General features: G+C 62.9%; 21 protein-coding genes and 3 pseudogenes. 11 read left to right on the forward strand and 13 right to left on the reverse strand.

Translation table 11 applies throughout. The features are described from left to right. Positions 1-60: 60 nt before the first annotated feature. Both HZ99_RS00480 and HZ99_RS00485 read right to left on the reverse strand, forming a co-directional pair. Complete coding sequence (locus HZ99_RS00480; protein ID WP_038440487.1) at positions 61-2,175, reverse strand: TonB-dependent receptor; 2,115 nt, start codon at positions 2,173-2,175, stop codon at positions 61-63. Between the two features lie 95 nt (positions 2,176-2,270). Beyond that, a complete protein-coding gene (locus HZ99_RS00485) occupies positions 2,271-2,660 on the reverse strand; it encodes a DUF2946 domain-containing protein (RefSeq protein ID WP_038440489.1) in 390 nt (129 codons plus the stop codon). 90 nt (positions 2,661-2,750) lie between these two features. On the opposite strand from HZ99_RS00485, the gene HZ99_RS00490 reads away from it, so the two are divergent. Next, positions 2,751-3,188, forward strand: coding sequence for a DUF3995 domain-containing protein (locus HZ99_RS00490; protein ID WP_038440491.1), 438 nt, complete (start codon positions 2,751-2,753; stop codon positions 3,186-3,188). 137 nt (positions 3,189-3,325) lie between these two features. Here the strand turns inward: HZ99_RS00490 and HZ99_RS00495 are convergent, their stop codons facing one another. The 7 genes from HZ99_RS00495 to HZ99_RS00525 form a co-directional block, all read right to left on the reverse strand. Further along, positions 3,326-3,694 (reverse strand): Na+/H+ antiporter subunit G, encoded by a 369-nt coding sequence (locus HZ99_RS00495; RefSeq protein ID WP_038440494.1) that lies wholly within the window; start codon positions 3,692-3,694, stop codon positions 3,326-3,328. Next, the gene (locus HZ99_RS00500) at positions 3,691-3,969 is read right to left on the reverse strand and encodes a K+/H+ antiporter subunit F (RefSeq protein WP_038440496.1); all 279 of its coding nucleotides are present in this window, start codon (positions 3,967-3,969) and stop codon (positions 3,691-3,693) included. The genes HZ99_RS00495 and HZ99_RS00500 overlap by 4 nt, the downstream gene beginning before the upstream one ends. Next, the gene (locus HZ99_RS00505; protein ID WP_038440498.1) at positions 3,966-4,454 is read right to left on the reverse strand and encodes a Na+/H+ antiporter subunit E; all 489 of its coding nucleotides are present in this window, start codon (positions 4,452-4,454) and stop codon (positions 3,966-3,968) included. The genes HZ99_RS00500 and HZ99_RS00505 overlap by 4 nt, the downstream gene beginning before the upstream one ends. Next, positions 4,451-6,133, reverse strand: a complete 1,683-nt coding sequence (locus HZ99_RS00510) for a monovalent cation/H+ antiporter subunit D (RefSeq protein ID WP_038440500.1) — start codon at positions 6,131-6,133, stop codon at positions 4,451-4,453. The genes HZ99_RS00505 and HZ99_RS00510 overlap by 4 nt, the downstream gene beginning before the upstream one ends. Continuing rightward, positions 6,130-6,474: a Na+/H+ antiporter subunit C gene (locus HZ99_RS00515; RefSeq protein WP_005789164.1), complete on the reverse strand. Its 345-nt coding sequence runs from the start codon at positions 6,472-6,474 to the stop codon at positions 6,130-6,132. The genes HZ99_RS00510 and HZ99_RS00515 overlap by 4 nt, the downstream gene beginning before the upstream one ends. Continuing rightward, positions 6,474-9,401, reverse strand: a complete 2,928-nt coding sequence (locus tag HZ99_RS00520) for a monovalent cation/H+ antiporter subunit A (protein ID WP_038440503.1) — start codon at positions 9,399-9,401, stop codon at positions 6,474-6,476. Before HZ99_RS00520 ends, HZ99_RS00515 begins: the two co-directional genes overlap by 1 nt. A 191-nt stretch (positions 9,402-9,592) precedes the next feature. After that, entirely contained in the window at positions 9,593-10,492 is a 900-nt protein-coding gene (locus tag HZ99_RS00525) for a DMT family transporter (protein ID WP_038440505.1), read from the reverse strand. A gap of 92 nt (positions 10,493-10,584) precedes the next feature. On the opposite strand from HZ99_RS00525, the gene HZ99_RS00530 reads away from it, so the two are divergent. Further along, entirely contained in the window at positions 10,585-11,148 is a 564-nt protein-coding gene (locus HZ99_RS00530; protein WP_038440507.1) for a helix-turn-helix domain-containing protein, read from the forward strand. 94 nt (positions 11,149-11,242) lie between these two features. Here HZ99_RS00530 and HZ99_RS29080 read toward each other — a convergent pair. Continuing rightward, positions 11,243-11,374: pseudogene (locus HZ99_RS29080) on the reverse strand (cupin); the annotation flags it as partial. Between the two features lie 200 nt (positions 11,375-11,574). Between HZ99_RS29080 and HZ99_RS27470 the strand changes: the two are divergent. Then, positions 11,575-11,835, forward strand: a pseudogene (locus HZ99_RS27470) (M10 family metallopeptidase C-terminal domain-containing protein); the annotation flags it as partial. A 194-nt stretch (positions 11,836-12,029) separates the two neighbouring features. Here HZ99_RS27470 and HZ99_RS29085 read toward each other — a convergent pair. Then, positions 12,030-12,130 (reverse strand): annotated as a pseudogene (locus tag HZ99_RS29085) (GntR family transcriptional regulator); the annotation flags it as partial. A gap of 415 nt (positions 12,131-12,545) precedes the next feature. On the opposite strand from HZ99_RS29085, the gene fae reads away from it, so the two are divergent. From fae to HZ99_RS00550, 4 genes are all read left to right on the forward strand, one after another. Further along, positions 12,546-13,058, forward strand: coding sequence for a formaldehyde-activating enzyme (gene fae / locus HZ99_RS00535; RefSeq protein ID WP_038440508.1), 513 nt, complete (start codon positions 12,546-12,548; stop codon positions 13,056-13,058). 10 nt (positions 13,059-13,068) lie between these two features. After that, positions 13,069-14,103: an aldo/keto reductase gene (locus HZ99_RS00540; protein WP_038440510.1), complete on the forward strand. Its 1,035-nt coding sequence runs from the start codon at positions 13,069-13,071 to the stop codon at positions 14,101-14,103. After that, a complete protein-coding gene (locus HZ99_RS00545) occupies positions 14,100-15,533 on the forward strand; it encodes an NAD-dependent succinate-semialdehyde dehydrogenase (RefSeq protein WP_038440512.1) in 1,434 nt (477 codons plus the stop codon). Before HZ99_RS00540 ends, HZ99_RS00545 begins: the two co-directional genes overlap by 4 nt. 87 nt (positions 15,534-15,620) lie before the next feature. Beyond that, positions 15,621-16,982 (forward strand): MFS transporter, encoded by a 1,362-nt coding sequence (locus HZ99_RS00550; RefSeq protein ID WP_038440513.1) that lies wholly within the window; start codon positions 15,621-15,623, stop codon positions 16,980-16,982. A gap of 77 nt (positions 16,983-17,059) precedes the next feature. Here HZ99_RS00550 and HZ99_RS00555 read toward each other — a convergent pair whose 3' ends face one another. Together HZ99_RS00555 and HZ99_RS00560 are read right to left on the reverse strand one after the other, a co-directional pair. After that, positions 17,060-17,935: a LysR substrate-binding domain-containing protein gene (locus tag HZ99_RS00555; RefSeq protein WP_038440514.1), complete on the reverse strand. Its 876-nt coding sequence runs from the start codon at positions 17,933-17,935 to the stop codon at positions 17,060-17,062. A 137-nt stretch (positions 17,936-18,072) separates the two neighbouring features. Next, the gene (locus HZ99_RS00560) at positions 18,073-19,251 is read right to left on the reverse strand and encodes a hypothetical protein (RefSeq protein WP_038440516.1); all 1,179 of its coding nucleotides are present in this window, start codon (positions 19,249-19,251) and stop codon (positions 18,073-18,075) included. A 195-nt stretch (positions 19,252-19,446) separates the two neighbouring features. On the opposite strand from HZ99_RS00560, the gene HZ99_RS00565 reads away from it, so the two are divergent. The 4 genes from HZ99_RS00565 (at position 19,447) to HZ99_RS00580 (ending at position 24,890) form a co-directional block, all read left to right on the forward strand. Continuing rightward, positions 19,447-20,382: a LysR substrate-binding domain-containing protein gene (locus tag HZ99_RS00565; RefSeq protein ID WP_038440517.1), complete on the forward strand. Its 936-nt coding sequence runs from the start codon at positions 19,447-19,449 to the stop codon at positions 20,380-20,382. Between the two features lie 401 nt (positions 20,383-20,783). After that, on the forward strand, positions 20,784-22,208 hold the full coding sequence (gene aldA, locus HZ99_RS00570; protein ID WP_038440519.1) for an aldehyde dehydrogenase: 1,425 nt from the start codon (positions 20,784-20,786) through the stop codon (positions 22,206-22,208). 140 nt (positions 22,209-22,348) lie between these two features. Beyond that, positions 22,349-23,671, forward strand: a complete 1,323-nt coding sequence (locus HZ99_RS00575) for an MFS transporter (RefSeq protein WP_038440521.1) — start codon at positions 22,349-22,351, stop codon at positions 23,669-23,671. Between the two features lies 1 nt (position 23,672). Continuing rightward, entirely contained in the window at positions 23,673-24,890 is a 1,218-nt protein-coding gene (locus tag HZ99_RS00580) for a mandelate racemase/muconate lactonizing enzyme family protein (RefSeq protein ID WP_038440522.1), read from the forward strand. Positions 24,891-24,966: the final 76 nt, after the last annotated feature.

The following is a 24,966-nucleotide window of genomic DNA, read 5'->3' on the forward strand; positions in this document are numbered from 1 at the left end:
TGAGGACCAAACTGTGGGAGCGGGCAAGCCCGCTCCCACAGTTTTAACCGTATTCCAGCCCTAGAACTTGGTCTGCACTGCCAGCTCGAAGGTGCGCGGCGACCCCAGGTAATAGGCCGGCGACACCTGCACAAACTGCGCGTACACCTCATTGGTCAGGTTGCGCACCCGGCCTGTTATCGAGGTATGTTGATCGACCTTGTAGGTCAGGAACGTGCCGAACAAGGTATACGCCGGCACCGTCATGGTATTGGCATTGTCGGCATACACCTGTGCCACATAGCGCGCATCCACGCCGCCTTGCCAGGCGGGGGTGATGTCATAGGTCAGCCACAGGTTACCCACCCGCTTCGGCACGTTGGTCGGTGTATTGCCCTTGCGCGACACCACTGCGCCGCTGGCGATTTTCTCGTTGAAGTCATCGTATTGCGCATCGACCCAGGCGAAGTTGCCTTCCGCCAGCAGCTTGGGGGTTATGCGCAGCGAACTGGCCAGTTCGATGCCCTTGGACGACTGTGCGCCCACCGCAATACTGCGGGTAGGGTCCTGTGGGTCGGTCACGGCGAAGTCCTTGCGCTCGATCCGGTAGGCGGCAACGGTGGCTGAACCGCGACCGTCCAGGTAATCGAACTTGCTGCCCACTTCCCATTGCTTGCCGGTGGAGACATCAAACACCTGGGTGGTACTGGTGGGCTGTTCGGCTGCCGTGCTGTATTGCACATAGACATTGGCCGATGGGATGAACTGGTAGGTCAGGCCGACGCGCCCGGTGACCGGTTCCCAACGGCGCTTGACGTTACCCAGGTTGTCGCGGTGGCTGGTCACATCCAGGTCGATGGCGTCATAGCGCAGGCCGGTCAGCAGCGAAAGTTCGTCGGTCAGGCCCAGGCGGTTCTCCACAAACAGCGCCTTGGTCGTCACTTCGTTGGTCTTGTCCTTGATAAAGCCAGGCTGGGTGCCGGGCAGGTCGTAGAAGCGCCCGGGGTTGTAGTTGTTCGGGTCCACCGCGTTCTTGCCGGGCACGATCATCGGGCTGTTGGTGGTGCTGTTGACCTTGTATTCGAAACCGCCGGACCAGGTGGTGGCCAGGCCGAACACACTGCTTTCATGGCGTAGCTCGAACTGGTTGCCCTTCTGTTTACCCTGATGGCGCACCTGATAGGCCGTCGAACGGTTCACCAGGCTATTGTCGGCGTTGTACTGGTAGGTCTCCAGGTTGCGGTAGTCGCGCTGGCTGTCCAGGTGATAGAGGGTATTGCGCAGGCTGGTGCTGTCGTTGATCCGGTAGTCGATGATCGAGCGGGCCCAGATCGTGCGTTGTTCGTAGAGGCCATCGGCAACGTTGTAGTTGTTGAAGCGGTTGTGCCGGTCGATCTTCAACTCGCCGGCCTTGGGATTGAGCACCGGGGTGCCCCAGTACGGGCTGTCCTCGTGCTCATCCTGGTATTCCAGGGCCAGGGTGTGGGACAGGTTGGGCGTCAGGTCACTGAGCAGGGAAAAAGCCACGCTCCAGGCATCGCGTTGCTGGCGGTCGATATGGGTATGGTTGGTATTGCGGCTGACATCCAGGCGCGCGTAGTGCTGGACCTCGGCACCAGGCTCGGTCAGGGCATGGTTGAGGCCCAGGGCGATACCGGTGGTGTCGTAGCTGCCATAGTTGATCTGACCTTCCACGGCCCGCTCCTCGCGGGTGGCCAGTTTGGTCACGTAGTTCAGCGAGCCGCCCACGGAGCCGGCGCCATTGATCAGCGAAGAAGGCCCGCCAACCAGTTCGACCCGGTCATAAATCCATGCATCCACCGGCCGTGCCAGGCCACCGGCGACGTTGATGCCATTGAACATCTGGGTGATCTGGCTGCTGGTAAAGCCCCGGTAGGAGACAAATCCGCCAAACCCCGGCGGCGCACTGGCGTTGACCCCGGGCAGGGTGTTGGCTGCATCCTGGAAGGTCTTGGCGCCTCGGCGCTCGATATCGTTGCGGTCGGCGATGCTGATCGAGGCCGGGGTTTCCCGCACGCTCAGCCCCAGGCGCGAGGCCATGCCGCTGGATTGGTCCAGGGCCAGGCCCGGTTCGTTGGTGGCTGTGCCGTCAATGGTGGTGGGGGCCAGCTCAAGGGCCCAGGTGCTGAAAGGCAGGCAGCCGCACAGGCCCGCCAAGAGAGGTAAATGTTTCATCGATAAATCCTGAAAAGCATGGCTTGCAAGCAACGCACAGCCGTTCGCGCCTCCCTGGGGAAACAGCGCGGTGTGCGGATCAAAAAGCGCAGGTATCAGGCGTAGGCAGGTGGGGCGCGCGGATTAGCCGCAGGCCAGGTGACGCGGGTGGGAATGTCAGCTGTGGCCACCACGGCGGGCGGCGGAGCGTGAGGCTGTGGCAGTACCGCGACGTTAAGGCTGGAGTTGAGCGCCGGGCCCATGCCACCGGTGGAGCACAGCGGGCAACCGAAGGCCTTGGACAGCGTGGGCAGTGACTCATCGCCCGTGTTTACAGGGGCTGGCGCCTGGGTGCGAGGGTCCACCGTACAGAACTGGCCGCTGATGCCGTTGAGCTGCATGCCGACCATTTGCCCATGACCAATACTGCAGGCGAACACATTGAACAGGACGCAGCCATAGAGCATCCAGGCAATCAATGAGCGGTCGGCACGGGCGAGTTTCATGGGGCGTAACTTTACCATCGGATGACTAAATGCCTGCAAACAATCTGAAAAGGACTATCCTCTTTCGGACTTTTTAAAGGGTATCCAGCCATGAGCTTTGTCATTGCGAGGTGGGTTGTCGGGGTATTTGCATTGATCAGCATGGTCCACGTGTACTGGGCCGCAGGTGGCAAGCGGGGCAGTACGGCGGCGATTCCGCAACTGCCCGGCGAATTCGCCGGCGGGCCACGGCCAGCGTTCAAACCGTCGGCGTTGGGCACGTCCCTGGTGGCCCTGGGGCTGGTGCTGATTGCATTGTTGGTGTGCCTGCGGGTGGGGTTGTTTTTCCAGGCGGTGGGCCATCAGGCCCTGCAGTGGGGGATCAGCGCAATTGCCTTGATCCTGTTTGCGCGGGCGATTGGTGATTCGGAACTGGTGGGGTTCTTCAAGAAGGTCGGCGGTTCACGGTTTGCCCGGCTGGATACGTTTTTTTATTCGCCGTTGTGCCTGGTGTTGGGTGCAGGGCTGTTGGTCGTTGCCTGGGCCTGACTGACGGTATGCAGGGCCAAATGTGGGAGCGGGCTTGCTCGCGAAAGCGGCGGGTCAGTCAAATAGTTACCAACTGATCCACTGCTTTCGCGAGCAAGCCCGCTCCCACATTTTTTACCGCGTGTATTCCACAGGGATCAGCTGCCGCTGTCAGTCCTGCGGCTGCTGACCTCGGCCGGTACATCCTCTCCCGCCATGCGCTTGCGAAACAGCGACGTGCGCGCCAGCAGCAGTGTGGTCACCGGTACGGTGATCGACAGCAGGATCGGAATCAGCCAGCCGTGCAGTACCGGCCCGGATTTGAGTGTCGAGAAGTAGATAATCGACGCCAGGGCCACGCACCAGGCGCCCAGGGTCGAGGCCAGTGCCGGCGGATGCATGCGCTGGAAGAAATCCTTCATGCGCAGCAACCCGATCGCGCCAATCAGGGCAAACAGGCTGCTGAGCAGCAGCAGGATCGCCACGAGGATTTCCACCCACAGTGGCAGCTCACTGACATTGATCATTCGATCACCTCTCCACGCAGCAGGAACTTGGCCAAGGCAAACGAGCCGACAAAACCGAACAGCGCAATCAGCAGCGCTGCTTCGAAGTAGGTATCACTGGCATACCGAATACCCAGCACCAGCATCATCAGCATGGCCAGGATATACAGGTAATCCAGGGCCAGGACCCGATCCTGGGCCGAAGGCCCCTTGAACAGGCGCACCAGGGTCAGAACCATGGCCAGGGAAAACAGGAACAGGCTGAGCAGGATCGCATTGGCGAGCAGGGCACTCATTCGAAGATCTCCATCAGGGGCCGTTCGTAGGCCTGCTTGAAGTGCTCGATAAACTGCGCGTCGTCATCCAGGTCGAACACGTGCAGCAACAGGATGCTGCGGTCCAGGGCCAGTTCCGACCACACGGTGCCGGGGGTCACGCTGGTGATCATTGACAATACCGCCAGGCCGTTGGCGTCCCGCAGGTCCAGGGGGATTTTCACAAAGCGCGAGCGCGGCGGCCGTGTGCCGCAGGTCAATACGCCCCAGGCCACGTGCAGGTTGGAGATGATTACATCGCGCCCGACCAGGAAGAACAGGCGAATAATCACCCCTGGGCGGCGAATGCGTACCGGCAGCGGGCGCAGCGGCGCCATCATCAGCGGTGCGAGAAAGCCCAGCATCGCCCCCAGCAGCAGGTTGCCGGGGCTGATCGACAGGTTCAGCACCAGCCACAGCACCCCCAGTGCCAGCGACAGCCATGGGGCAGGGAACAGGCGTTTCATGGCTGCACCTCCACGGCGGCGGCCTGGGCTTGGGGACTAGGCACCGGGCGAGTAGCCATGACCGCCATGACGTAGTGCTCGGGGTTGTTCAGTTTGTTGGCGGTGTCCTGAGTAAAGCGCATGAGCATTTCTGCCTTGAAGGTCAGGCCAATCGCCAGGCCGAGCAAGATGAAGATCGGTATGCACTCAAGCCGTCGCAGCAGCGGCGAAGGCCGCTCTTCCGGGGTCCAGAAGCGTTGGATGCCCAGGCGCGCAAAGGCGATCAGCGAAGCCAGGCCCGAGAAAATCAACAGCACCACCAGGCCCCAGGCTGCCGGGCGGATCGGCTGGTCCACGGCCTGGCCCAGCCCCAGCGGGTTGATCAGGGCACTGAGCAGGCTGAGCTTGCCGATAAATCCCGACAGCGGCGGCATGCCGATGATCAGCAGGGCGCAGGCAATAAAGCTCAGGCCGAGGAAGGCCATGGTCCACGGGATGACCTGGCCGATCACGGCCTTTTGCTCATCGTCCAGGTTGGTACCCTTGGGTGGATGCTGGGATTCAACTGGCCGTGGCAACACCTCGGCTTCATCGTCCAGGGGCAGTTCATTGGCCGAGCGCGAGCGTTCGATCAGCTCCGCCAGCAGGAACAGCGCGCTCAAGGCCAGGGTCGAACTGACCAGGTAAAACAGCGCGCCGGCGGTCAGGCTGGGCTGGGCAAAGCCCACCGCCGACAGCAGGATACCGGCTGAAACGAGGATGCTCAGGCTGGCCATGCGCTCCAGGCGCTGGGCGGCGAGCATCGCCAGGGCGGCGCAGAGAAGGGTGGCCATGCCGCCATACACCAGCCAGTCGCCGCCAAACAACGCCGAAGCGCCGGCCTGCCCGGAAAACAGCAGGGTCCACAGGCGCAGCACGGTGTACACGCCGACTTTGGTCATGATCGCAAACATTGCCGCCACCGGCGCGCTGGCTGCGGAGTAGGCCGGTGCGAGCCAGAAGTTCAGCGGCCACATGCCGGCCTTGGCCAGGAAGGCGGTGGCGAGGATCGCCGCGCCGGCATGCAGCAGGCCGCGATCGGCCTCTGGGACCAACGGGATCTTCAGTGCCAGGTCAGCGAAGTTCAGGGTACCGGTGACCCCGTAGATCAGTGCCGCACCAATCAGGAACAACGACGAAGCCAGCAGGTTGATCGAGATGTAATGCAGCCCCGACGACACCCGCGCCCGGCCCGAGCCGTGGAGCATCAGGCCGTAGGACGCCGCCAGCAGCACTTCGAAGAACACGAACAGGTTGAACAGGTCGGCGGTGAGGAAGGCGCCGTAAAGGCCCATCAACTGGATCTGGAACAGCGCATGGAAACTGGTGCCGGCGCGGTCCCAGCGGGCCATGGCGAACAGCAGGGCGCAGACGCCGATGATCCCGGTGAGCACCAGCATCAGTGCCGACAGTTGATCCACCACCAACACGATGCCGAACGGCACCTGCCAGTTGCCCGGCAGGTACACGCCGATGGAGGCGGGGCCGCCTTTTTGCGTCCAGTACAGCATCAGGATGGCGATGCCCAGGCCGGCCATGCTCGACAGCAGGTTGATCTTGGCCTTGAGCGGGCGGTGTTTCTCGCCCAGCATCATCATCAGCGCGGCGGTCAGCAACGGCAGCAGGATCGGCGCGATGATCAGTTGGTTCATCCAGCTCATTCCTTGGGCTCCCGGCCGTCCACATGGTCAGTGCCGGTCAGGCCCCGGGACGCCAGCAGCACCACCAGGAACAGGGCGGTCATGGCGAAGCTGATCACAATCGCCGTCAGCACCAGGGCCTGGGGCAGCGGATCGGTGTAGTTGAGCAGGTCCTGGGGCACGCCGTCCTTGATGATCGGCTCCTTGCCGATAAACAGGCTGCCCATGCTGAAGATGAACAGGTTGACCCCATAGGACAGCAGGCACAGGCCCATCACTACCTGGAACGTCCGTGGCCGCAGCACCAGCCACACGCCGGAGGCCGCCAGGACCCCAATGGCAATTGCGATGACTTCTTCCATCAGGCGGCAGCTCCTTGTGGTGGCATGGCGGCGGCTTTCGCCTGGTTGCCGGGTTTATGGGCCCGCACCGATTGGTGACCCAGGGCGGTGAGCATTAGCAGGGTCGAGCCGACCACCATCGCGTACACGCCCACGTCGAAGAACAGCGCGCTGGCGATATGGATGTCGCCCAGCACCGGCAAGCTGAGGTGCAGGGTACTGGTGGTGAGGAACGGGTAGCCGAAGAGCAGCGCGCCAAGCCCGGTCAACGTTGCCGACAGCAGGCCGAAGCCCATCCAGCGCATCGGTCGCAGGTTCATCTGCGCCTCGACCCATTGGGTACCAGCGACCATGTATTGCAGGATAAACGCCACCGACATCACCAGGCCGGCGACAAAACCACCACCCGGCTGGTTATGGCCGCGCATGAACAGGTAGAACGACACTACCAGGGCAATCGGCAGCAGCAGGCGCACCAGCACAGCGGGCACCATCATAAAGCCCAGGGCTGTGTCGCTGGCCTGGCGTGGGTTGACCAGGTCGGTCGCCACGTCCGGTGCCAACAGCCGCTGTTGTGCAGGCAGTTGCTCGCTTTCCTTGGGCGGACGGAAGCGGCGCAGCAGTGCATACACCGTCAAGGCCACGGCGCCCAGCACGGTGATCTCGCCCAGGGTATCGAAGCCCCGGAAGTCGACGAGCATCACGTTCACCACGTTGCTGCCGCCGCCTTCAGGCAGGGCGCGGCTGAGGTAGAACGAGGAAATATCGTTGGGGGTCTGGCGGGTCAGCATTGCATAGGACAACAGTGCCATGCCGCCACCGACCACCGTGGACAGCAGCAGGTCGCGCAGCCGGCGAATACGCGCCTTGCGCAGTGAGTTGGGCAGCGGCGAGACCTCTTCGATCCGCCGTGGCAGCCAGCGCAGGCCGAGCAGGATCAGCACAGTGGTCACCACTTCGACCACTAGCTGTGTCAAGGCCAGGTCCGGCGCAGAGAACCAGACAAAGGTCACGCAGGTCATCAAGCCACAGACGCTGACCATGGTCAGGGCGGCCAGCCGGTGATACTTGGCTTGCCAGGCGGCGCCCAGGGCACAGGCAATCGCCAGCAGCCACAGGGTGACGAAGACGATGGAGCCGGGAATCTTCGGCCGGTCGCCCCAGCTCAGGCTGCTGCCCAGCATCGGGATCATCCCGACGACCACCGCCGCCAGCACCAGCAGGAACAACTGGGTCTGCAGGCGCTTGGTGCTGATGTATTTTTCGAGCCTGCGCACGCCGCGCATCATCACCACCAGGCTGCGCTCGAACATGCGCTTGCCATTGAAGTAGCTGATGATCGGCGGGTACTTGAAACGCCCGCGCTTGAGTTGCTTGCGCAGCAGCAGGTACAGGATCACGCCTCCCGTCATGGCTACCAGGCTCATGATCATCGGTGCGTTCCAGCCGTGCCAGATCGCCAGGCTGTACTCGGGCAGTACACCGCCGACCACCGGCAGGGCGGCGGCGGCAAGGATCGAGCCCACCACCTGGGCCGGGAAGATTCCCACCAGCAGGCAGGTAAAGACCAGCAGTTCCACCGGCGCGCGCATCCAGCGCGGCGGCTCATGGGGGGTGTGTGGCAGGTCGGTGGCCGCGGGGCCGAAGAAGACATCCACGGTGAAGCGCAGGGCATAGGCCACGCTGAACGTACCGGCGATGGTCGCGATCACCGGCAGGGCGATTTCCACCCATTGGGTCGAGGAGATGAACACCGTCTCGGCGAAGAACATTTCCTTGGACAGGAAGCCGTTGAGCAGCGGCACCCCGGCCATGGAGGCGCTGGCGACCATGGCCAGGGTCGCGGTGAACGGGATCAGGCGGACCAGTCCGCTGAGTTTGCGAATGTCGCGGGTGCCGCTTTCGTGGTCGATGATGCCCGCGGCCATGAACAGCGAGGCCTTGAACGTGGCGTGATTGAGGATGTGGAACACTGCCGCGACGGCGGCCAGCGGGCTGTTGAGGCCTAGCAGCAGGGTGATCAGGCCCAGGTGGCTGATGGTGGAATAGGCCAGCAGGCCCTTGAGATCGTTCTGGAACATTGCGCAGTACGCGCCGAGCAACAGGGTCAGGGCGCCGGCACCGCCGACCATCCAGAACCATTCTTCGCTGCCCGACAGCGAGGGCCACAGGCGGGCCAGCAGGAACACGCCGGCCTTCACCATCGTGGCCGAGTGCAGGTAGGCCGACACTGGCGTCGGTGCGGCCATGGCGTGGGGGAGCCAGAAGTGGAAGGGGAATTGCGCGCTTTTGCTCAGGGCGCCGATCAGGATCAGCGTCAGCAGGACAGGGTAGAGGGCGTGGGCACGGATCTGGTCGCCGGCGGCGAGTACCTGGTCCAGATCGTAACTGCCGACGACATGGCCGAGCAGCATGACCCCCGCCAGCAGGCACAAACCGCCGGCACCGGTGACCATCAGCGCCATATAGGCACCCCGGCGCGCATCGGAACGGTGGTGCCAATAGCCAATCAACAGGAACGAGAACAGGCTGGTCAGTTCCCAGAAAAACACGATCTGGATCAGGTTGCCGGAGATCACCAACCCGAGCATCGCGCCCATGAACGCCAGGAAAAACGCAAAGAAACGCGGCACCGGGTCATCCGGCGACATGTAATAGCGGGCGTACAAAGACACCAGGCTGCCAATGCCCAGTACCAGCAGCGAGAACAACCAGGCGAAGCCATCCATGCGCAACACGAAGTCCAGGCCCAGGCTGGGCAACCAGGAAAACTCTTCGCGGATCACGCCACCGTCGGCGATCTGGGGGTAGAGCAGGGCGACTTGTACAGTGCCAACCAGGGCCACAAGGCCGGCCAGCAGGGATTCAGTATTACGTGCGTTATGCGGCAGCAAGGCCGCCAGACAGCTGCCGATGAAAGGCAGAAGCAGTAGAACTATCAGGGACATAGGCTTCTAATCTGCAGTGGTTTGGGATGCATCATACGTGCCGGAATCCGGATTACCAAACGGCAACCTGTGGCAGGATCCTACAAGATGGACCGAAAACGCCCAGATGTCGCTGTGTAGGAGCCAGCTTGCGGGCGATAGCGGTCTCCCTGCTAGTCCATCATTGCCAGGTACGCCGCCATCGCCCGCTCCTACAGGGAGACGGCCTTTTGCTCGCGTGTCTTCATCTCACTGACAATCACCGCCGCCACAATCAACACAGCCCCCAGCATCGCAATCGGTGGGAAGCGTTCACCGGCAATCCGCCCGATAATCCCGGCCCATACCGGTTCACCGGCATAGATCAGGGTGGCGCGGGTTGGCGAGACGCTTTTCTGCGCCCAGTTCATCGCCAGTTGAATCACCGCACTGGTCAGGCCCAGGCCCACGGCGCTAAATAGCAGCACCCAGGAAAACCCCGGCAATGCCTCGCCCGTAGGCACCACCAGCAGGAACGAAAGAAGCGACGCCGTGGCCAGTTGCACCACCGTCACGCGGCGCACATCCACTTGGCCGGCGTAGGCGCTGATCAGGATGATTTCGGCGGCAATTGCAATGGCGCCGATCAAGGTGGCGATTTCACCAGGGCTGAAATTCAGCGATGCGCCAGCCGGGCCGGTCAGCAGCATCAGGCCGGCGAAGGCCAGCATGATGCCAATGCTCGGCATCAACCCCGGGCGCCGCCCCAGCACCAGCCATTGCAGCAGCGGTACGAAGGGGACATAAAGCGCGGTGATAAAGGCCGACTGGCTACTGAGGATCGTCTGCAGGCCAATGGTCTGCAGGCCATAGCCCAGCATGATCGCCGTGCCGATAAAGACGCCGGCCTTGAGTTCAAACAGGGTCAGGCCACGCAGGTTGCGCAGGGAAAGCAGGCCCACTACCAGCGCGGCTGCGGCAAAGCGCAGGCCGACGAAGAACATTGGCCCGCTGACGGTCATGGCGTGTTGTACCAGGATAAATGTGCCGCCCCAGATCATGGTGATCAGCACCAGCACGCATTCGGCTTTGCTGAAGCGGGAAAACAGCGGGGAGGCAGTCGAGGTGGTCATGGCGGCTCTGGTCTTGCACAGGAAGGGCGCGGAACGCACAATGCGCCGCAGCTGGGCAGTATACTGCGCAAACCCATCGAGTGAGCAATATAGTGCACAAAGAAAATCCGCAACGGGCCTCGGTCTTGCAGCACGTCAGTCAGAACGTTCGTCGTCTGCGCCATGCCTGCGACTTGAGCCAGACGGCCCTGGCGCAAAAGTCCGGGGTCAGCCGGCGCATGCTGGTGGCCATCGAGGCGGGTGAAAAGAACGTCAGCCTGTCCACCCTCGACCGCGTGGCCGAAGCCCTGGACGTGGCCTTCAGCGACCTGATCCAGGCCCCCGACGCCCGTGACCACAGCCGCATCAACGAGCTGGCCTGGGCCGGGGAAATCGATGGCAGCAAGGCGGTGTTGCTGGCCAAGGCCACTGCCCGGCGTGAGGTCGAGTTATGGGAATGGCGCCTGGAGCCGGGCGATCGTTATTGCCCGGACCCCGACCTGGAGGGCTGGAGCGAACAGTTGTTCGTGTTTGAAGGCAGCCTGACCCTGGTGGTGGGCGACGGCGAAACCACCATCGCCGCCGGCGAGTTCTTCATGTTTCCCAGTCACCAACCCCATGCCTATCGCAATGAGGGGCCCGTGGCGGTGCGTTTCATCCGCAATGTGGTGATCTGACTCAAGCTGCAATGTCCCCTGTGGGAGCTGGCTTGCCAGCGATGGTCGCTAACGATAACGAGCGCGACCTGGATGATCGCGGAGCGGAGCGTTTCTAGATCCACACATCATTGAGCATGGTCCGCTCGCCACCCTGATCGCCGGTGTTCAAGACGCCGCGGGGTCCGACCAGCAGCAATTTCACCTCACCTTCGGCATACGGCTTGTGCTAGATGCCCTTGGGCACCTGTCGGTTTCCGAAATAAATGCGAGATTCCGCAAATAGCTGCGACTACAAATGCAGAAAAGGTCCACAGATGCGGGCCGGTGGTGTTGGGGGTTGGGGAGCAACGGAACAGAAAGTGCACTTAACCCCGCAACCCCCTGTGCCGCAAGGACAGTACGATAAAACCACCGTTTTGCCGAACCTGACCAGGGCTGCGTCCCTGGTCGGCGAATGACGCCGGCGCAAATAATACCCTGGACTTCTCCGGTTTTACCCAGGACCAGAAGATCAACCTCAACGAAGGCGCGTTCTCCAACGTCGGCGGCTTGGTCGGAAACGTCGCGATCGCCCAGGGCGTAACGCTGGAGAATGCCATCGGCGGCAGTGGCAACGATCTGCTGATCGGTAACGCCGCGGCCAACGAGCTCAACGGTGGCGCGGGCAATGACGTGCTGTTCGGCGGCTTGGGTGCGGATAAATTGTGAGTGGGCAGCGGCTGGCGAAACAGTGGAAAACTCTGAAAGCGCGTCCCGGGGTTACACAAGCGTTTTTCCCCTTGTTGTTTCCACCTGGGAGGCCTGTCAGTTTGACTTGAGTCATGAGCAGGCTGAGATCGTCGGCGTTATGCAAATAATCAAGGTGACGCAATTTCGCTCCCAGCCGGAACCGACCCCGGGTTGGCCAACAGGTCGTTATGGGGTGCGTCGGCAATCCGGCTGTAAAAATCCAGGTCAGGTTGCAGTAGCGCGTCAGGGGGGAGGCGCTTTCCATGCGCTGGAGCGTACGACTTTTTCCGAATTCTGTAGGCCCCCTAGAGGGGCATGCAGTGGTCAACCAAGGCCAAAAGCTCACGTCGCAATCATTCCGATCGATGTGCTCGCGAGCGTCCGATAGACGGACAGTCTCAATACACACGTCGCGGCAAAGGTCTTAGGCTATTACTAAAACTCATGACCGTATGACTTTTAATGGTTACGGGCCTCCGCAAACCCGGTGATACAACAGCGCCAACCTAGCTCATCCATAACAACAAAGAGCGTTTGCGCCATGACTCCATCCCGTCCTGCCGGCCTTCCCGGCCCACGCTGCCCCTGTCTCCGACTGTGCTCCTCGACCTGCATTTCCCACCTGATCCGGTTCCGGCTTGGCTGATCTGGCTCCCTTTCCTTGCATTCTCAAAGAGTAAGCCCCCATGCAACCACTCGACCTCTACATTGGTGAAGGTTTCGAAGGCCCGGGCGTCAACGCAGCCCATATCAACATCCTCATCGGTCCGCGCAACGGCCCCGCCGGGCAGGCTTTTGCCAGCAGCCTGGCCTCGCCGAGCCAGGGCCATTGCCCGTTCATGGTGATTGCCCAGCCGAACATTCCGGTCAAGCCCATGACCCTGTATGTGAACAAGGCGGCCATTGCCAGCGAGCTGCACGGCAACGCCACCTGGGGCGCATCTCAGGCAGGTATTGCCAAGGCGGTGCTCGAAGCGCTGCTGAATGGCGTCTTGCCGGCCGAAGCCGAAGACGAATGGGCGATCGTCACCGCCAACTGGGTCAATCCGGACTGCGACGATCTGGATGCGGTCTATCTCAACAACTACAACGCCTGCCGCACGGCGATCCGTGCGGCCCTGACCGGCAAGCCCGAGCGCGCCCAATTGGCGGATGTGGTGAGCCAGATCAGCAACCCGTTCTACACCCCCAAGGCCTGAGGAGCGCAGCATGCAATACATTCGTTTGGGTCATTCCGGCTTGCAAGTCTCGCGCCTGTGCCTGGGCACCATGAACATGGGCACCCCGGACTGGAAGCCCTGGATCTTCGATGAAAAGCAGAGTGAGCCCATCGTCGCCCACGCTCTGGATCACGGGGTGAACTTTATCGACCTGGCGGACTTCTATTCCGCCGGAGTCGGCGAGGAGGTAGTGGGGCGTATCGTCAAGCGTCTGGCCCGTCGTGAAGACCTGGTGATCACGACTAAAGTCGGCTATGGCACCCGCAGCGGGATCAACGCCAGTGGCCATTCGCGCAAGCACATCCTCGACAGCATCGATGCTTCGCTCAAGCGTCTGGGCATGGATTATGTCGATGTGTTCATGCTGCATTACTTCGATGTGAACACCCCGGTGGAAGAAACCATGCAGGCGCTGAACGACATCGTCCGCGCTGGCAAGGCTCGCTACATCGGAGTCTCCACCATGCTCACCGGGCAACTGGCGAAGCTGCTCATGGCCTGCGAACGCAATGGCTGGGTCAAGCCGATCAATATGCAGTTGCAACTGAACTGCGCCTACCGCGAGGAAGAGCGCGAGATGATCCCGTTCTGTCGCGACCAGGGGCTGGGTGTATCGGTGTTCAGTCCGCTGGCTCGGGGCCTGCTCACTGGTGACGTGCAGTCGACTCGCAACCAGACGGACTTCTTTACCCAGCAGATGTACAGCGATGAGGCCTCGTTGCAGATCGCCCATTCGGTGCAGCGGGTGGCCCGCGCCCGCGGCTTGTCCAACGCCCAGGTGGCCCAGGCCTGGGTGCTCAACCATGCCGGGGTCGACTGCATGCTGGTGGGCGCCGACACCACCGCGCAGTTCGACAGCGCCCTGGCGGCCTTGGATACCGCCCTGGATGCCGAGGAACTGCACGAGCTGGAACGCAACTACACGCCTTGCGATGTGATCAACGACTACAGCGCCGGCAAACGTATCCTGCGCACAGCCCGTCCGGGACTGGAGCGCTTTTCCCTGACCGAGGCCGTGGCATGAGTTCGTTGATCCGTACCGGTAATTTCATTGATGGCCAATGGTCCAGCGGCGGCGCCAGCTACCCGGTGTACAACCCGGCCAATGGCGAGCTGATCACCCAGGTGCAAAAGGCCGGCGCCGAGGAAACCCGCCTGGCCATTACCGCCGCCCAGCGCGCGCTGCCGGCCTGGCGCTCACTCACTGCCAAGGAGCGCAGTCAGCGGCTCAAGCGCTGGAGCGAACTGATGCTCGGCCAGCAGCGCGAACTGGCCACCTTGCTCAGCCGCGAACAGGGCAAGCCCCTGGCCGAAGCCATGGGCGAGGTGGTCTATGCCGCGAGCTTCCTGGAGTGGTTCGGCGAGGAAGCCAAGCGCGCCTACGGTGACGTGATCCCCAGCCATAAGGCTGACGCACGGATCATCGTGACCAAGGAAGCCATCGGCGTGGTCGCCGCGATCACCCCGTGGAACTTCCCCCTGGCCATGGTCACGCGCAAGGTCGGCCCGGCCCTGGCCGCCGGCTGTACGATGATCCTCAAACCCTCTGAAGAAACCCCGCTATCGGCCTTTGCCCTCGGGGTGCTGGCGGAGCAGGCGGGAATTCCGGCCGGTGTGCTGAACATCGTGTCCGGCGATGCCCCGGCCATCGGCGAAGCGCTGCAGGCTTCCAGTGTGGTGCGCAAGCTGTCGTTCACTGGCTCGACCCGCACCGGCAAGCTGCTGATGCGCCAGGCCGCCGACACCCTGAAAAAAGTCTCCCTGGAGCTGGGGGGCAACGCGCCGTTCATTGTCTTCGATGATGCTGACCTGGATGCCGCGGTCAAGGGCGCCATGGCCTCAAAGTTCCGTAACACCGGGCAGACCTGTGTCTGCGTCAACCGCTTCTTTATCCAGGATGGTGTGTACGAAGCTTTCACCGCCAAGCTGGCCGAGGCGGTTGCCGCGCTGCGGGTCGGCAGTGCCCTGGATGGCGATACCGAACAGGGCCCGCTGATCAACGCGGCGGCCCTGGCCAAGGTCGAGGCCCATGTCGGCGATGCCCTGGAGAAGGGCGCCCGGTTGCTTTGCGGCGGCCGTCGCCACGCCCTGGGCGGCACCTTCTTCGAGCCCACCATCCTCACCGAAGCCAGCGGCGAAATGCTGATCGCTCAGGAAGAAACCTTTGGCCCGGTGGCGGCGTGTTTTCGCTTCAAGGACGAAGCCGAAGTGCTGCAATGGGCCAATGACACGCCCTTCGGCCTGTCGGCCTATTTCTACAGTCGTGACATCGGCCGGGTCTGGCGCATGGCTGAAGGCCTGGAGGCGGGCATGGTGGGCATCAACGAAGGGATCATTTCCACCGAAGTGGCACCCTTTGGCGGGATCAAGGAATCGGGCCTGGGTCGTGAAGGCTCCAGGTACGGCCTGGACGACTACCTGGAGATCAAATACCTGCTGATGGGCGGCCTCTGAGGCCGGGCCCCTTGCCGCGCCGGCTCGCGGCAAGGGGCGCCTGTACCCGATTCATCTCTTATTCAAGAACAATAAATGGAGACGAACATGAGCACTGCAACCGTCAAGATCGATGACCTGCCCATTGGCCGGTTCCACCTGAAAATCGCCGGCCTGACCTTCGGTGCGCACTTCACCGACGGCTATATCCTTGGCCTGATCGGCATCGCCTTCACCCTGCTCAGTCCGCAGATGCAACTGGATGCGTTCTGGCAGGGCCTGATCGGCGCCTCGGCGCTGATGGGGCTGTTTATCGGCAGCCTGTTCTTCGGTTGGATCTCCGATCACCTGGGGCGGCAGAAGATCTTCCTGGTCAGTTTCGTGCTGATCACCCTGGCTTCGGTGATGCAGTTCTATGCCGAGACCGCCATGGGCCTGTTCCTGTGCCGGGTCCTGATTGGCATCGGCCTGGGCGGCGACTTCAGCGTCGGCCACGCCATGCTCGCCGAGTTCGCGCCGAAGAAGCACCGCGGTGTGCTGCTGGGTTCGTTCAGCGTGATCTGGACCTTCGGCTACGTTGCCGCGACCTTTGTCGGCACCGCGATGCTCAGCCTTGGCGACGACGCCTGGCGCTGGATGCTGGCGTCCTCGGCGATACCCGCCGGGCTGATCCTGCTGGCGCGCATCGGCACCCCGGAGTCGCCGCGCTGGCTGGTCAACCGTGGGCGCACCGCCGAGGCCCGCGCCATCGTCCACAAGCACCTGGGGGCCAACGTGGTGCTCGACGAACAGCCCTCGGGTGAAACCCGTTCCGGCTATGCCGTGCTGTTCAGCCCCGAGTACCGCAAGCGCACCACATTCAACTGCCTGTTCTTCGTGTGCATCGTCATGCCGTATTTCGCCATCTACACCTTCCTGCCGTCGATCCTGCAGAAGATGGGCCTGGCCGAGGGTTTTGGCACCGAACTGATGCTCAACCTGCTGCTGATCCTGGGCGCGCTGATCGGCATCTGGTGCACGGTGAAGTTTTCCCGCCGGGGGTTCCTGATCAACTCCTTTGTCATCCTGGCGGTGGCGCTGTTGCTGCTGGCGGTACTGCCGGGCAGCGCGGCGTGGCTGATGGTGCTGCTGTTCGGTGTGTTCACTCTGGTGCTGTCGGCAGTGAGCAACCTGGTGGGCGTGTTTCCGGCGGAGAGTTTCCCCACCGAAGTGCGTGCCAGCGGCATTGGCCTGGCCACCGCCGTGAGTCGCCTGGGTTCGGCCACCAGCACCTTCCTGTTGCCGGTGAGCGTGGCCGGGATAGGCCTCAGCCCGACCATGGGTATCCTCGCCGGGATCCTGGCATTGGGCGCACTGATTTCCTGGGCCTGGGCACCGGAGACCAAGTCCCTGACCCTGAGTCAGGCTTGCAGCGTCAACGGCGCCGAGCCGGCCAAGATCAAACTGCCTGGCGCGTCCGCCCCGATCTGACCTCCTGTTTTCAAGCAGGCCGCAGGCTCAGGTTTGGTGACTGCTACGAAGCCGGTTTGTTCAGGGGGTGTTCGTGCTCAAGGGTTACTCACCCGGCTCAGCCACTGGGTAAATAGCTGTACCTTGGACAGCCCCTGCTTGTCGTTCGCGACGTCTAGCCAATAGCCGTAGGGGCCGATCACTTCCACCGAGGTGATCGGCAGCAGGCGGCCGTCCGCCAATTCTCGCTCGATCATCTGGCGGTCGATCACCGCCAGTCCGCCACCCGCCAGGGCGGTATGGATCACTTGGTCCAGGGTGCTGAACTCCAGGCCCGCTCGGGCATCGAAATCGTCTCGGCCCATGGCCGCCAGCCAGTTCTCCCAGACCCGCAGGCGCTTGCCATCATGCAGGATGTGCAGCAGTGGAAACTGCCCCAGATCCGGTGCCAGGCCATCGACAAACAATTCCGGGCTGGCCACGGCGATGTGCCGCTCCATCACCAGCAACTGGCTTGAACAATGAGTGGCAGGCTCCAGGCCGAAGCGGATCTGGCAGTCGACCTCGGCCAGGCTGTCGTGGCTGCTGGTGTGAGTCACGCTGAGGCTGATGTCCGGGTAGCGCTGGCAGAAATGGCGCAGTTGCGCTGACAGCCAGCGGGTGGCCCAGGTCGGCGGCGCGACGATGCGCAGGCGCTGGCGCAGGTTGGGCACGCGCACGGCTTCCAGGGCGCGTTCGATATGGTCGAAGGCCGATTCCATCTGCGGTGACAGCGCCGTACCGGCCTCGGTCAGCGCCAGCCCTCGTGGGGTGCGCACGAACAGTGCGACACCGAGGTAGTCCTCAAGCTGCTTGATCTGGCGACTGACGGCGCCCTGGGTCACGTTCAGACCCTGGGCGGCCTGGCTGAAACTGCGATGGCGCGCGACCTCTTCAAAGACCCGCAACATGTTCAGGGAAGGCAGCTGACGCATGAAAGGGCGACTCCGCTGCGCCGTCGGCCCTCGGTCTTCGGGGCTGGGACCCGGGGCTGCGGGCAGGTTTATTGTTGTGGCCGGAACAGGCGCCAGTCCGTCCTGCACATTACCCAGCCCTCATCCCGCGGACTCGGTCAGAAGTAATACCCGAGGTTCACATACAGCTGGTTCTCCCACTGGTTGCTGCCGCCAGCCCCCAGGCTCTGGGTGTAGCTGCTGCCGCCGATATAGGGATCGTTCTTGCCGATCAGCCACTCGGTGGCAACCCAGAGTTTGCTCAGGGAGAACGAGCTGCCGAGGATCAGTCGCTGGGAGGTCTTGAACTCATCGGCGGATTTGTCGAAGGCGCTGTAGTTGGCGTACAGCTTGATACCGCTGAGCTGGTCGAACAGGTAATTGCCGGCGACGTCATAGCTCAGGTCCGCCACGTACAGGTTGCCGCGGCTCGCGACGTTGAAGGTGCCGTCGTAGCCGCCCAGGGTGACCACTTCATCGGTGCCGGCGTTGCGGGGCGACATCTGTTGGCGCGCCGCCTGCAACTGCAGGCCCCAGGGGCCGTTCTTGCCCAGGTAGTGCAGGGCCAGGGCGTTGCGCCGGCCGTGGTGGTCGGTGTCCTGGTTCTCCAGGGTAGAGGTCAGGCCGGAGAGCCCGACCTCGGATTTCCACGGCCCCAGGTCCAGGGCCCTGGCCAGCCGCAGCACCACCGTGTTGCGTTCCTGGTTGTCACTGCCGTCGGCCACGTAGCTGTCGGCCCCGGACACCACACTGGAGTAGGTCACGCCCTTGCTGGTGCCCTTGCCCTGCCACGCCGGGCGCAGGTAGTAGCCGGCCTGGAGGTTCCAGTCTCCACGTTGCTGGATGTATTTGGCGCCGACCTGCTGTACGTCTTCCAGGCCGATGACGTTGCCCAGGGTTTCGTAGAAGGTGCTGCCAAAGTACGGCTGCAGGCCGAACGGCACGCTGTTCAGGCCCACCTGCACTTGCTGGTCGGGGTTGAACCGGTAGCCGACCCAGGCGAACTTGGCGAACTGGATATCACCGTAGTCCCGGGTGTACTGGTAGGGGTAGGAACGGCCGTAGAAACGGTACTGGGCTTCGCCGATCCAGGTGTCGGAATTGTACTTGGCGCTGAGGTACAGGGTATCCAGGCCGAACTTCTGGATGTCGCGGTCCGGGTCGTAGTCCCAGCGCGCACGGATCGCGCCACCGAGGTCGAGGTTGTCGGTGACCTGGATCGCCATGGCCGGCGTGGCGAGGGTGGACAGGGCAGCCAGGCAGGCAGCGTTCAAGCGCAGGCAAGTGGGGCGGGGCATGGGGCGGCTCTCGTTTATTGTTATGTGAGATGCCAGGCAGTCTTGCCATAGAGCGCAGGATCGACAAACGATTATTTGGTCGGACAAACCTTCCTTAAATGCAGGTTACGGGTAGAAAAAATTGTCGCGACTGTAGGAAGAACCACCGCGGACGTGGGATGCTTGCCACCTCGTTAGCTGTGCTCGAGCCACTCCATGAAACGCAAAATGCCCGGTCTCAACGCACTCAAGGCCTTCGAAGTTGCTGGCAGCACCGGCAGCTTCACCCGCGCCGCCGAGTTGCTCAACGTCACCCAGAGCGCAGTCAGCCGCCAGGTACGCCAGTTAGAGGAGCAACTGGGCGAGAGCCTGCTGGAGCGGCGTCACCATCACCTGGAGCTGACCAACGCCGGCCGGGTGCTACTGCGGGCCTTGCACCAGTCCTTCGACAAGATCGAGCTGACGGTGCGCAGCATCCAGCAGAAGTCCCATGCCAATCGCCTGCACCTGAATGCGCCGCCGACCTTCACTAGCCGCTGGCTGATGCCGCGCCTGGGGCGCCTGCGCGAGCAGCATCCGGAGCTGGAGTTGAGCATCACCACGCGCTTGCAGGACAGCCTGGCGCAAACCAGTGCCCTGGACTGTGCAATCCGCTTTGGCGACGGTGAATGGGACGGCCTGGACAGCTCGCTGCTGTTCCAGGAGCGACATGTTGCGGTCTGCGCCCCCTCGCTGTACGCCCGGAAATCGAGCGAGCAGGACGTCGATCTGAGCCGCATGACCCTGTTGCACGTCCTGGCCCGGGAAGACCAGCGCTACCTGACCTGGAAGCACTGGCTGGATGCGGCGCGCATCAGCGGGGTCGATACCCAGGGCGGTTATGAGTTCGATCTGCTGGACCTGGCGATCCGTGCCGCCACCGATGGCCTGGGCATCACCATTGCCGACTGGCACATGGTCGCCCCGGACCTGGCCAGCGGGCAGTTGACCCAGGTTCTCAACGTGCATGTGGAAGGGCACCAGTCCTACTGGCTGGTGACGCGACCGGAGCAGACGCGGATGCCGCAGCTGCAGGTGTTTGGCCAGTGGCTGCAGGAAGAGATCTGGCTGGCGCAACGCCAGTTGGAACCGTCAACGGCGGTGACCGGCTAGGTGCCTTCGCTAACGGCGGCTTCCGCGCAAGGGCGGCGGCAGGCGATGCCAGTGCCGAGCCTCTGGCCTGGCCCTTTGTTGGCTAACATGCGTTTTTCGAATCTTTGTCGGCTTATTTAATCGTTTGTCCATTCGTAGCCGGATGCCAAGACTGCGGGTTACTCACATAACAAAAACCGAGTAACCCGCCATGCCTTACCTAGCTTCCTACGATTGTCCGAGTCCGCGCCTTGCGTTTACGACTCGTCACTTCCTGTCCGTTGCCATGCCGTCCCTTTTCTGGTCGCCGGCAGGCAGTGCCGTGCCCGGTCAGGCGCGCAAGGCGGGTTGAAGTTGAAGGAGTGGCCGAGATCGGTTCCCGGCCGCCCCAGTCATTCATGTCACAACGATGGGCATTCTCCATGCGACTCGAGCGAAATTTTGTCAACGGCCACTTCATCGAACCTGTCAGCAGCGCGTTGATCGCGGTGTACAACCCGGCCACCGAAGCCCAGGTTGGCGCGGTCTCGGCCGCCACCGCCGCCGAAGCCGTGGCCGCGGTCGACGCGGCCGCTGCGGCACAACAGATCTGGGGCACACTCACCAGCATCCAACGTGCCGAGCACCTGCGGGCCCTGGCCGATGCCCTTGAAGCACGGGCCGAAACCATTGGTGCAGCGCTGGCCGCCGAGTCCGGCAAAAGCCTGGAGGATGCCAGCAACGAAGCCCGCTATGCCGCGCAGATCACCCGCTACCACGCCGAGTGGGCGCGACGCATCGAAGGCGAGATCATCCCCAGCGACAGCCCGGACGAAAACCTGTTCCTGCACCGCGAGCCGATTGGCGTGGTGGCCTGCCTGATTCCGTTCAACTACCCGGTCTACACGCTGTTGCGCAAGATCGCCCCGGCGCTGATTGCCGGCAACACCGTGGTGGTGCGCCCGAGCAACAACACCCCGATCTCTGCCTTCGAGATTGCCCGGGCCGTGCAGCAGGCCGGACTGCCGGCCGGCGTGGTGAACATCCTGACCATGGACCACGCCACCGCCGCCAGTGTCTGCACCCACAAGGCCGTGGGCCTGATTACCCTGACAGGCAGCGTCAACGCCGGGCGCATCGTGCTCGACTACTGCAAGGCCAATATCGCCAAGCCTTCTCTGGAACTGGGGGGCAAGACCCCGGCCATCATCGAGGCCGATGCCGACCTGGAAAAGGCCGCCAGCGACATCGTCGGCTCCAAGACCACCCATTGCGGCCAACTGTGCACGGCGGTAGAGCGAGTCTATGTGCATGAGAGCGTGCACGAACCTTTCCTGGCCCTGCTCAAGGCCAAGCTCGTAGCGGTTCGCTTCGGTGATCGTACAGTCGACCCGGGGTTGATGGGGCCATTGGTCAATGCCAGTGCGCAACAGGCTGTCCATGCCCTGGTCGAGCGTGCCGTCGCTGCCGGCGCCGTGCTGGAAAGCGGCGGCGTACTGCCCCAGGGCAAGGGCCATTTCTACCCGGCGACCCTGCTCAGCGGGTGCAGCCAGGACATGGAGATCGTCCAGGAGGAAATCTTCGGCCCGGTGCTGCCGGTGCTCAAGTACCGCGACATCGACGAAGCCCTGGCCCTGGCCAACGATCATCAGTTCGGCCTGTCGTCGGTGCTCTACACCGAGAACTACCGTACCGCGATGAAAGTTGCCAATGCCATCGAAGCGGGCGAGCTGTACGTCAACCGCACCCCGGCCGACCCCTACCAGGGTTACCACGCCGGCTGGAAACGTTCCGGCCTGGGCGGCGATGACGGCAAGCACGGCATGCTCGAATTCACCCAGACCCGCCTCGTCGTCATGAAGTTTTAGCAGCCGCTGCAAATCTTGAGCGGCAAGCAAAGGCGCTGCGGTGCTTCTTGCGGCTTGAAGCTCAAAGTTTGCCGCTGCGCCTCTCCTATAAAAATAATGATCAGGGCGCCCGCATCGACGGGTAGCCCGAGGTTCCAGCTATGTCCAAGCATGCTTCCAGTACTGCCGCTGTTCAGGGTTCCACGCCGCTGGCCGCCGGCCAGAGCGACAAGGGCCGGCGCTATGTCCAATTGATGTTGCTGGTGCTGGCCGCGGGGGCGATCTATCCGATCCTCTACCTGCGCCAGGTCTACCAGACCACCATGCTCGAGGTGTTCCAGATCAATCACAGTGAGCTGGGCTATCTGTATTCGATGCTCGGGACGGTGTTCCTCATCAGCTACCTGCCCAGCGGCTGGCTGGCGGACCGCATCGCACCGCGTTTCCTGATTTTCTTCTCGCTGGTGGCCACCGGCGCCCTGGGCCTGTGGTATTCCACCGCGCCTTCTCTGACGGTGCTGATGATCATCTTCGGTTGCTGGGGCCTGACCACCGGCCTGACCTTCTGGGCCTCGGTGCTCAAGCGGGTGAAGATGATCGCCCGGCAGTCCGAGCAGGGACGGTTCTTCGGCATCCTCGACGGCGGTCGCGGGCTGGTGGAAGCCTTGCTGGCGACCCTGGCCCTGGGGCTGTTCGCCCTGGCCACGGAAACCCGTGGCGAGTCGGCCGCCGAGGGCTTCCGGCATGTGGTCTACCTGTATTCCTTTACCTGCATCGCCATTGGCTGCGTGCTGGTGCTGCTCAAGGATCCCAAGTCCATGACGGACACCGCGCCGGTGGAGCAGGGCAGGTTCAACCTGCTGAGCGACCTGGCGATCCTGGTGAAGATTCCCGAGCTGTGGCTGGTGACCGCCATCGTGTTCTGCGGTTATCACATCTTCTGGGCCACCTACAGCTTCTCCGACTATCTGCAGGGCAACGGCATGACCGCGGTCATGGCCGGCACTATCACTACCATCAAGTTGTGGATGCGGCCCATTGGCGGCATTGGCGGCGGCTGGCTGGGGGACCGTTTCTCCAATGTATCGGTGCTGGTGGTGGCGCTGTTGCTGGCGTCCCTGGCGATGCTCGGGTTGATCGTGTTTCCGGGGCTGAACCACCTGGGGCTGCTGATTGCCACGGTGATCTTCATCGGCCTGATGACCTACGCGATTCGCGGGCTGTACTGGGCGATTCTCGACACCTGTGACATTCCGCTGCGCATCACCGGCCTGGCCATCGGCATTGTCTCGGTGGTGGGTTACCTGCCGGACGCCTTTATCCCGCTGATCAACGGCTACCTCACCGAACACTTCCCCGGTGCCCTGGGCTACCAGCTGTACTTCGGCTACATCGCCGCGGTCGGCCTGCTCGGCACGCTCGCGGCCCTGGTCCTCAGGGCTCGGGTCAACCGTAAAACCGTCAATCACAAGGCAGGTGCCTGAGATGAAAATCGTCGCCCTTGAAACCCATGTCGTTGCTGTCCCGCCGCCGCATATCGGTGGCATGTACTGGTTGTTCGTCAAGCTCAGGACTGCCTGCGGCATCGAAGGCGTGGGTGAGATCTACGCCGCCACCTTCGGCCCCCAGGCCATGCTGCCGATCATCGAGGATGTGTTCCAGCGCTACCTGCTGGACCAGGACCCGCACCATATCGAGCGCTTCTTCCGCCAGGCCTATTCCAGCGGATTCACCCAGCGCCCGGACCTGACCATGATGGGTGTGGTCAGCGGCCTGGAAATGGCCTGCTGGGACATCATCGGCAAGGCGGCGAACAAGCCGGTGTATGAACTGCTGGGGGGCAAGGTCCACGAGCGCCTGCGCTCCTACACCTACCTGTACCCGCGCAACAGCAGGGGCGAGTACGACTACGACGACCCGGACCTGGCAGCCGAGTGCGCCGTGCAGAACATGAACCAGGGGTTCACCGCCCTCAAGTTCGACCCGGCCGGTCCCTATACCGCCTACTCGGGCCACCAATTGTCCCTGGAGGTGCTGGAGCGCTGCGAAACCTTCTGCCGCAAGATCCGCGAGGCGGTGGGCAATCGGTGCGACCTGCTGTTCGGCACCCATGGGCAGATGGTGCCGTCGTCGGCGATTCGCCTGGCCAGGCGCCTGGAAAAGTACGACCCGCTGTGGTTCGAAGAGCCGGTGCCTCCGGGCCAGGAAGAGGCCATGGCCCAGGTCGCGGCCAAGACCAGCATCCCGATTGCCACGGGCGAGCGCCTGACCACCAAGTACGAGTTCTTCAAGCTGCTGCAGGCCGGCGGCGCCTCGATCCTGCAGATGAACGTGGCGCGCTGCGGCGGGCTGCTGGAAGCCAAGAAGATCGCCAGCATGGCCGAGGCCTACTACGCACAGATCGCCCCGCACCTGTACAACGGGCCGATCGGCGCCGCGGCGAGCTTCCAGCTGGCCACCTGCACGCCGAACTTCCTGATCCAGGAAAGCATCATGACCTGGGGCGGCTTCCATGCCCAAGTGCTGACCAAGCCCCTGCAATGGGAGGACGGCTACATCATCCCGTCCTCCGAACCGGGCCTGGGGGTAGAGCTGAACATGGACGTGGTGCGCCGTCATTCGCCCTACGGCGGCGAGCGCCTGCACCTGCAAATGGCCGCGACCCCGGCCGACGTCAAGGACACTTCGCCCGCGAGGGGCTGAGACATTTTCCCGCCATTGCGGACGGGGCATGGGCAGCCGCTGGTGGCTGCCTTCAATACGACTGACGCGGTAACCC

The sequence above is a fragment of the Pseudomonas fluorescens genome (assembly GCF_000730425.1).
GTDB classification, from domain to species: Bacteria; Pseudomonadota; Gammaproteobacteria; order Pseudomonadales; family Pseudomonadaceae; genus Aquipseudomonas; species Aquipseudomonas fluorescens_X.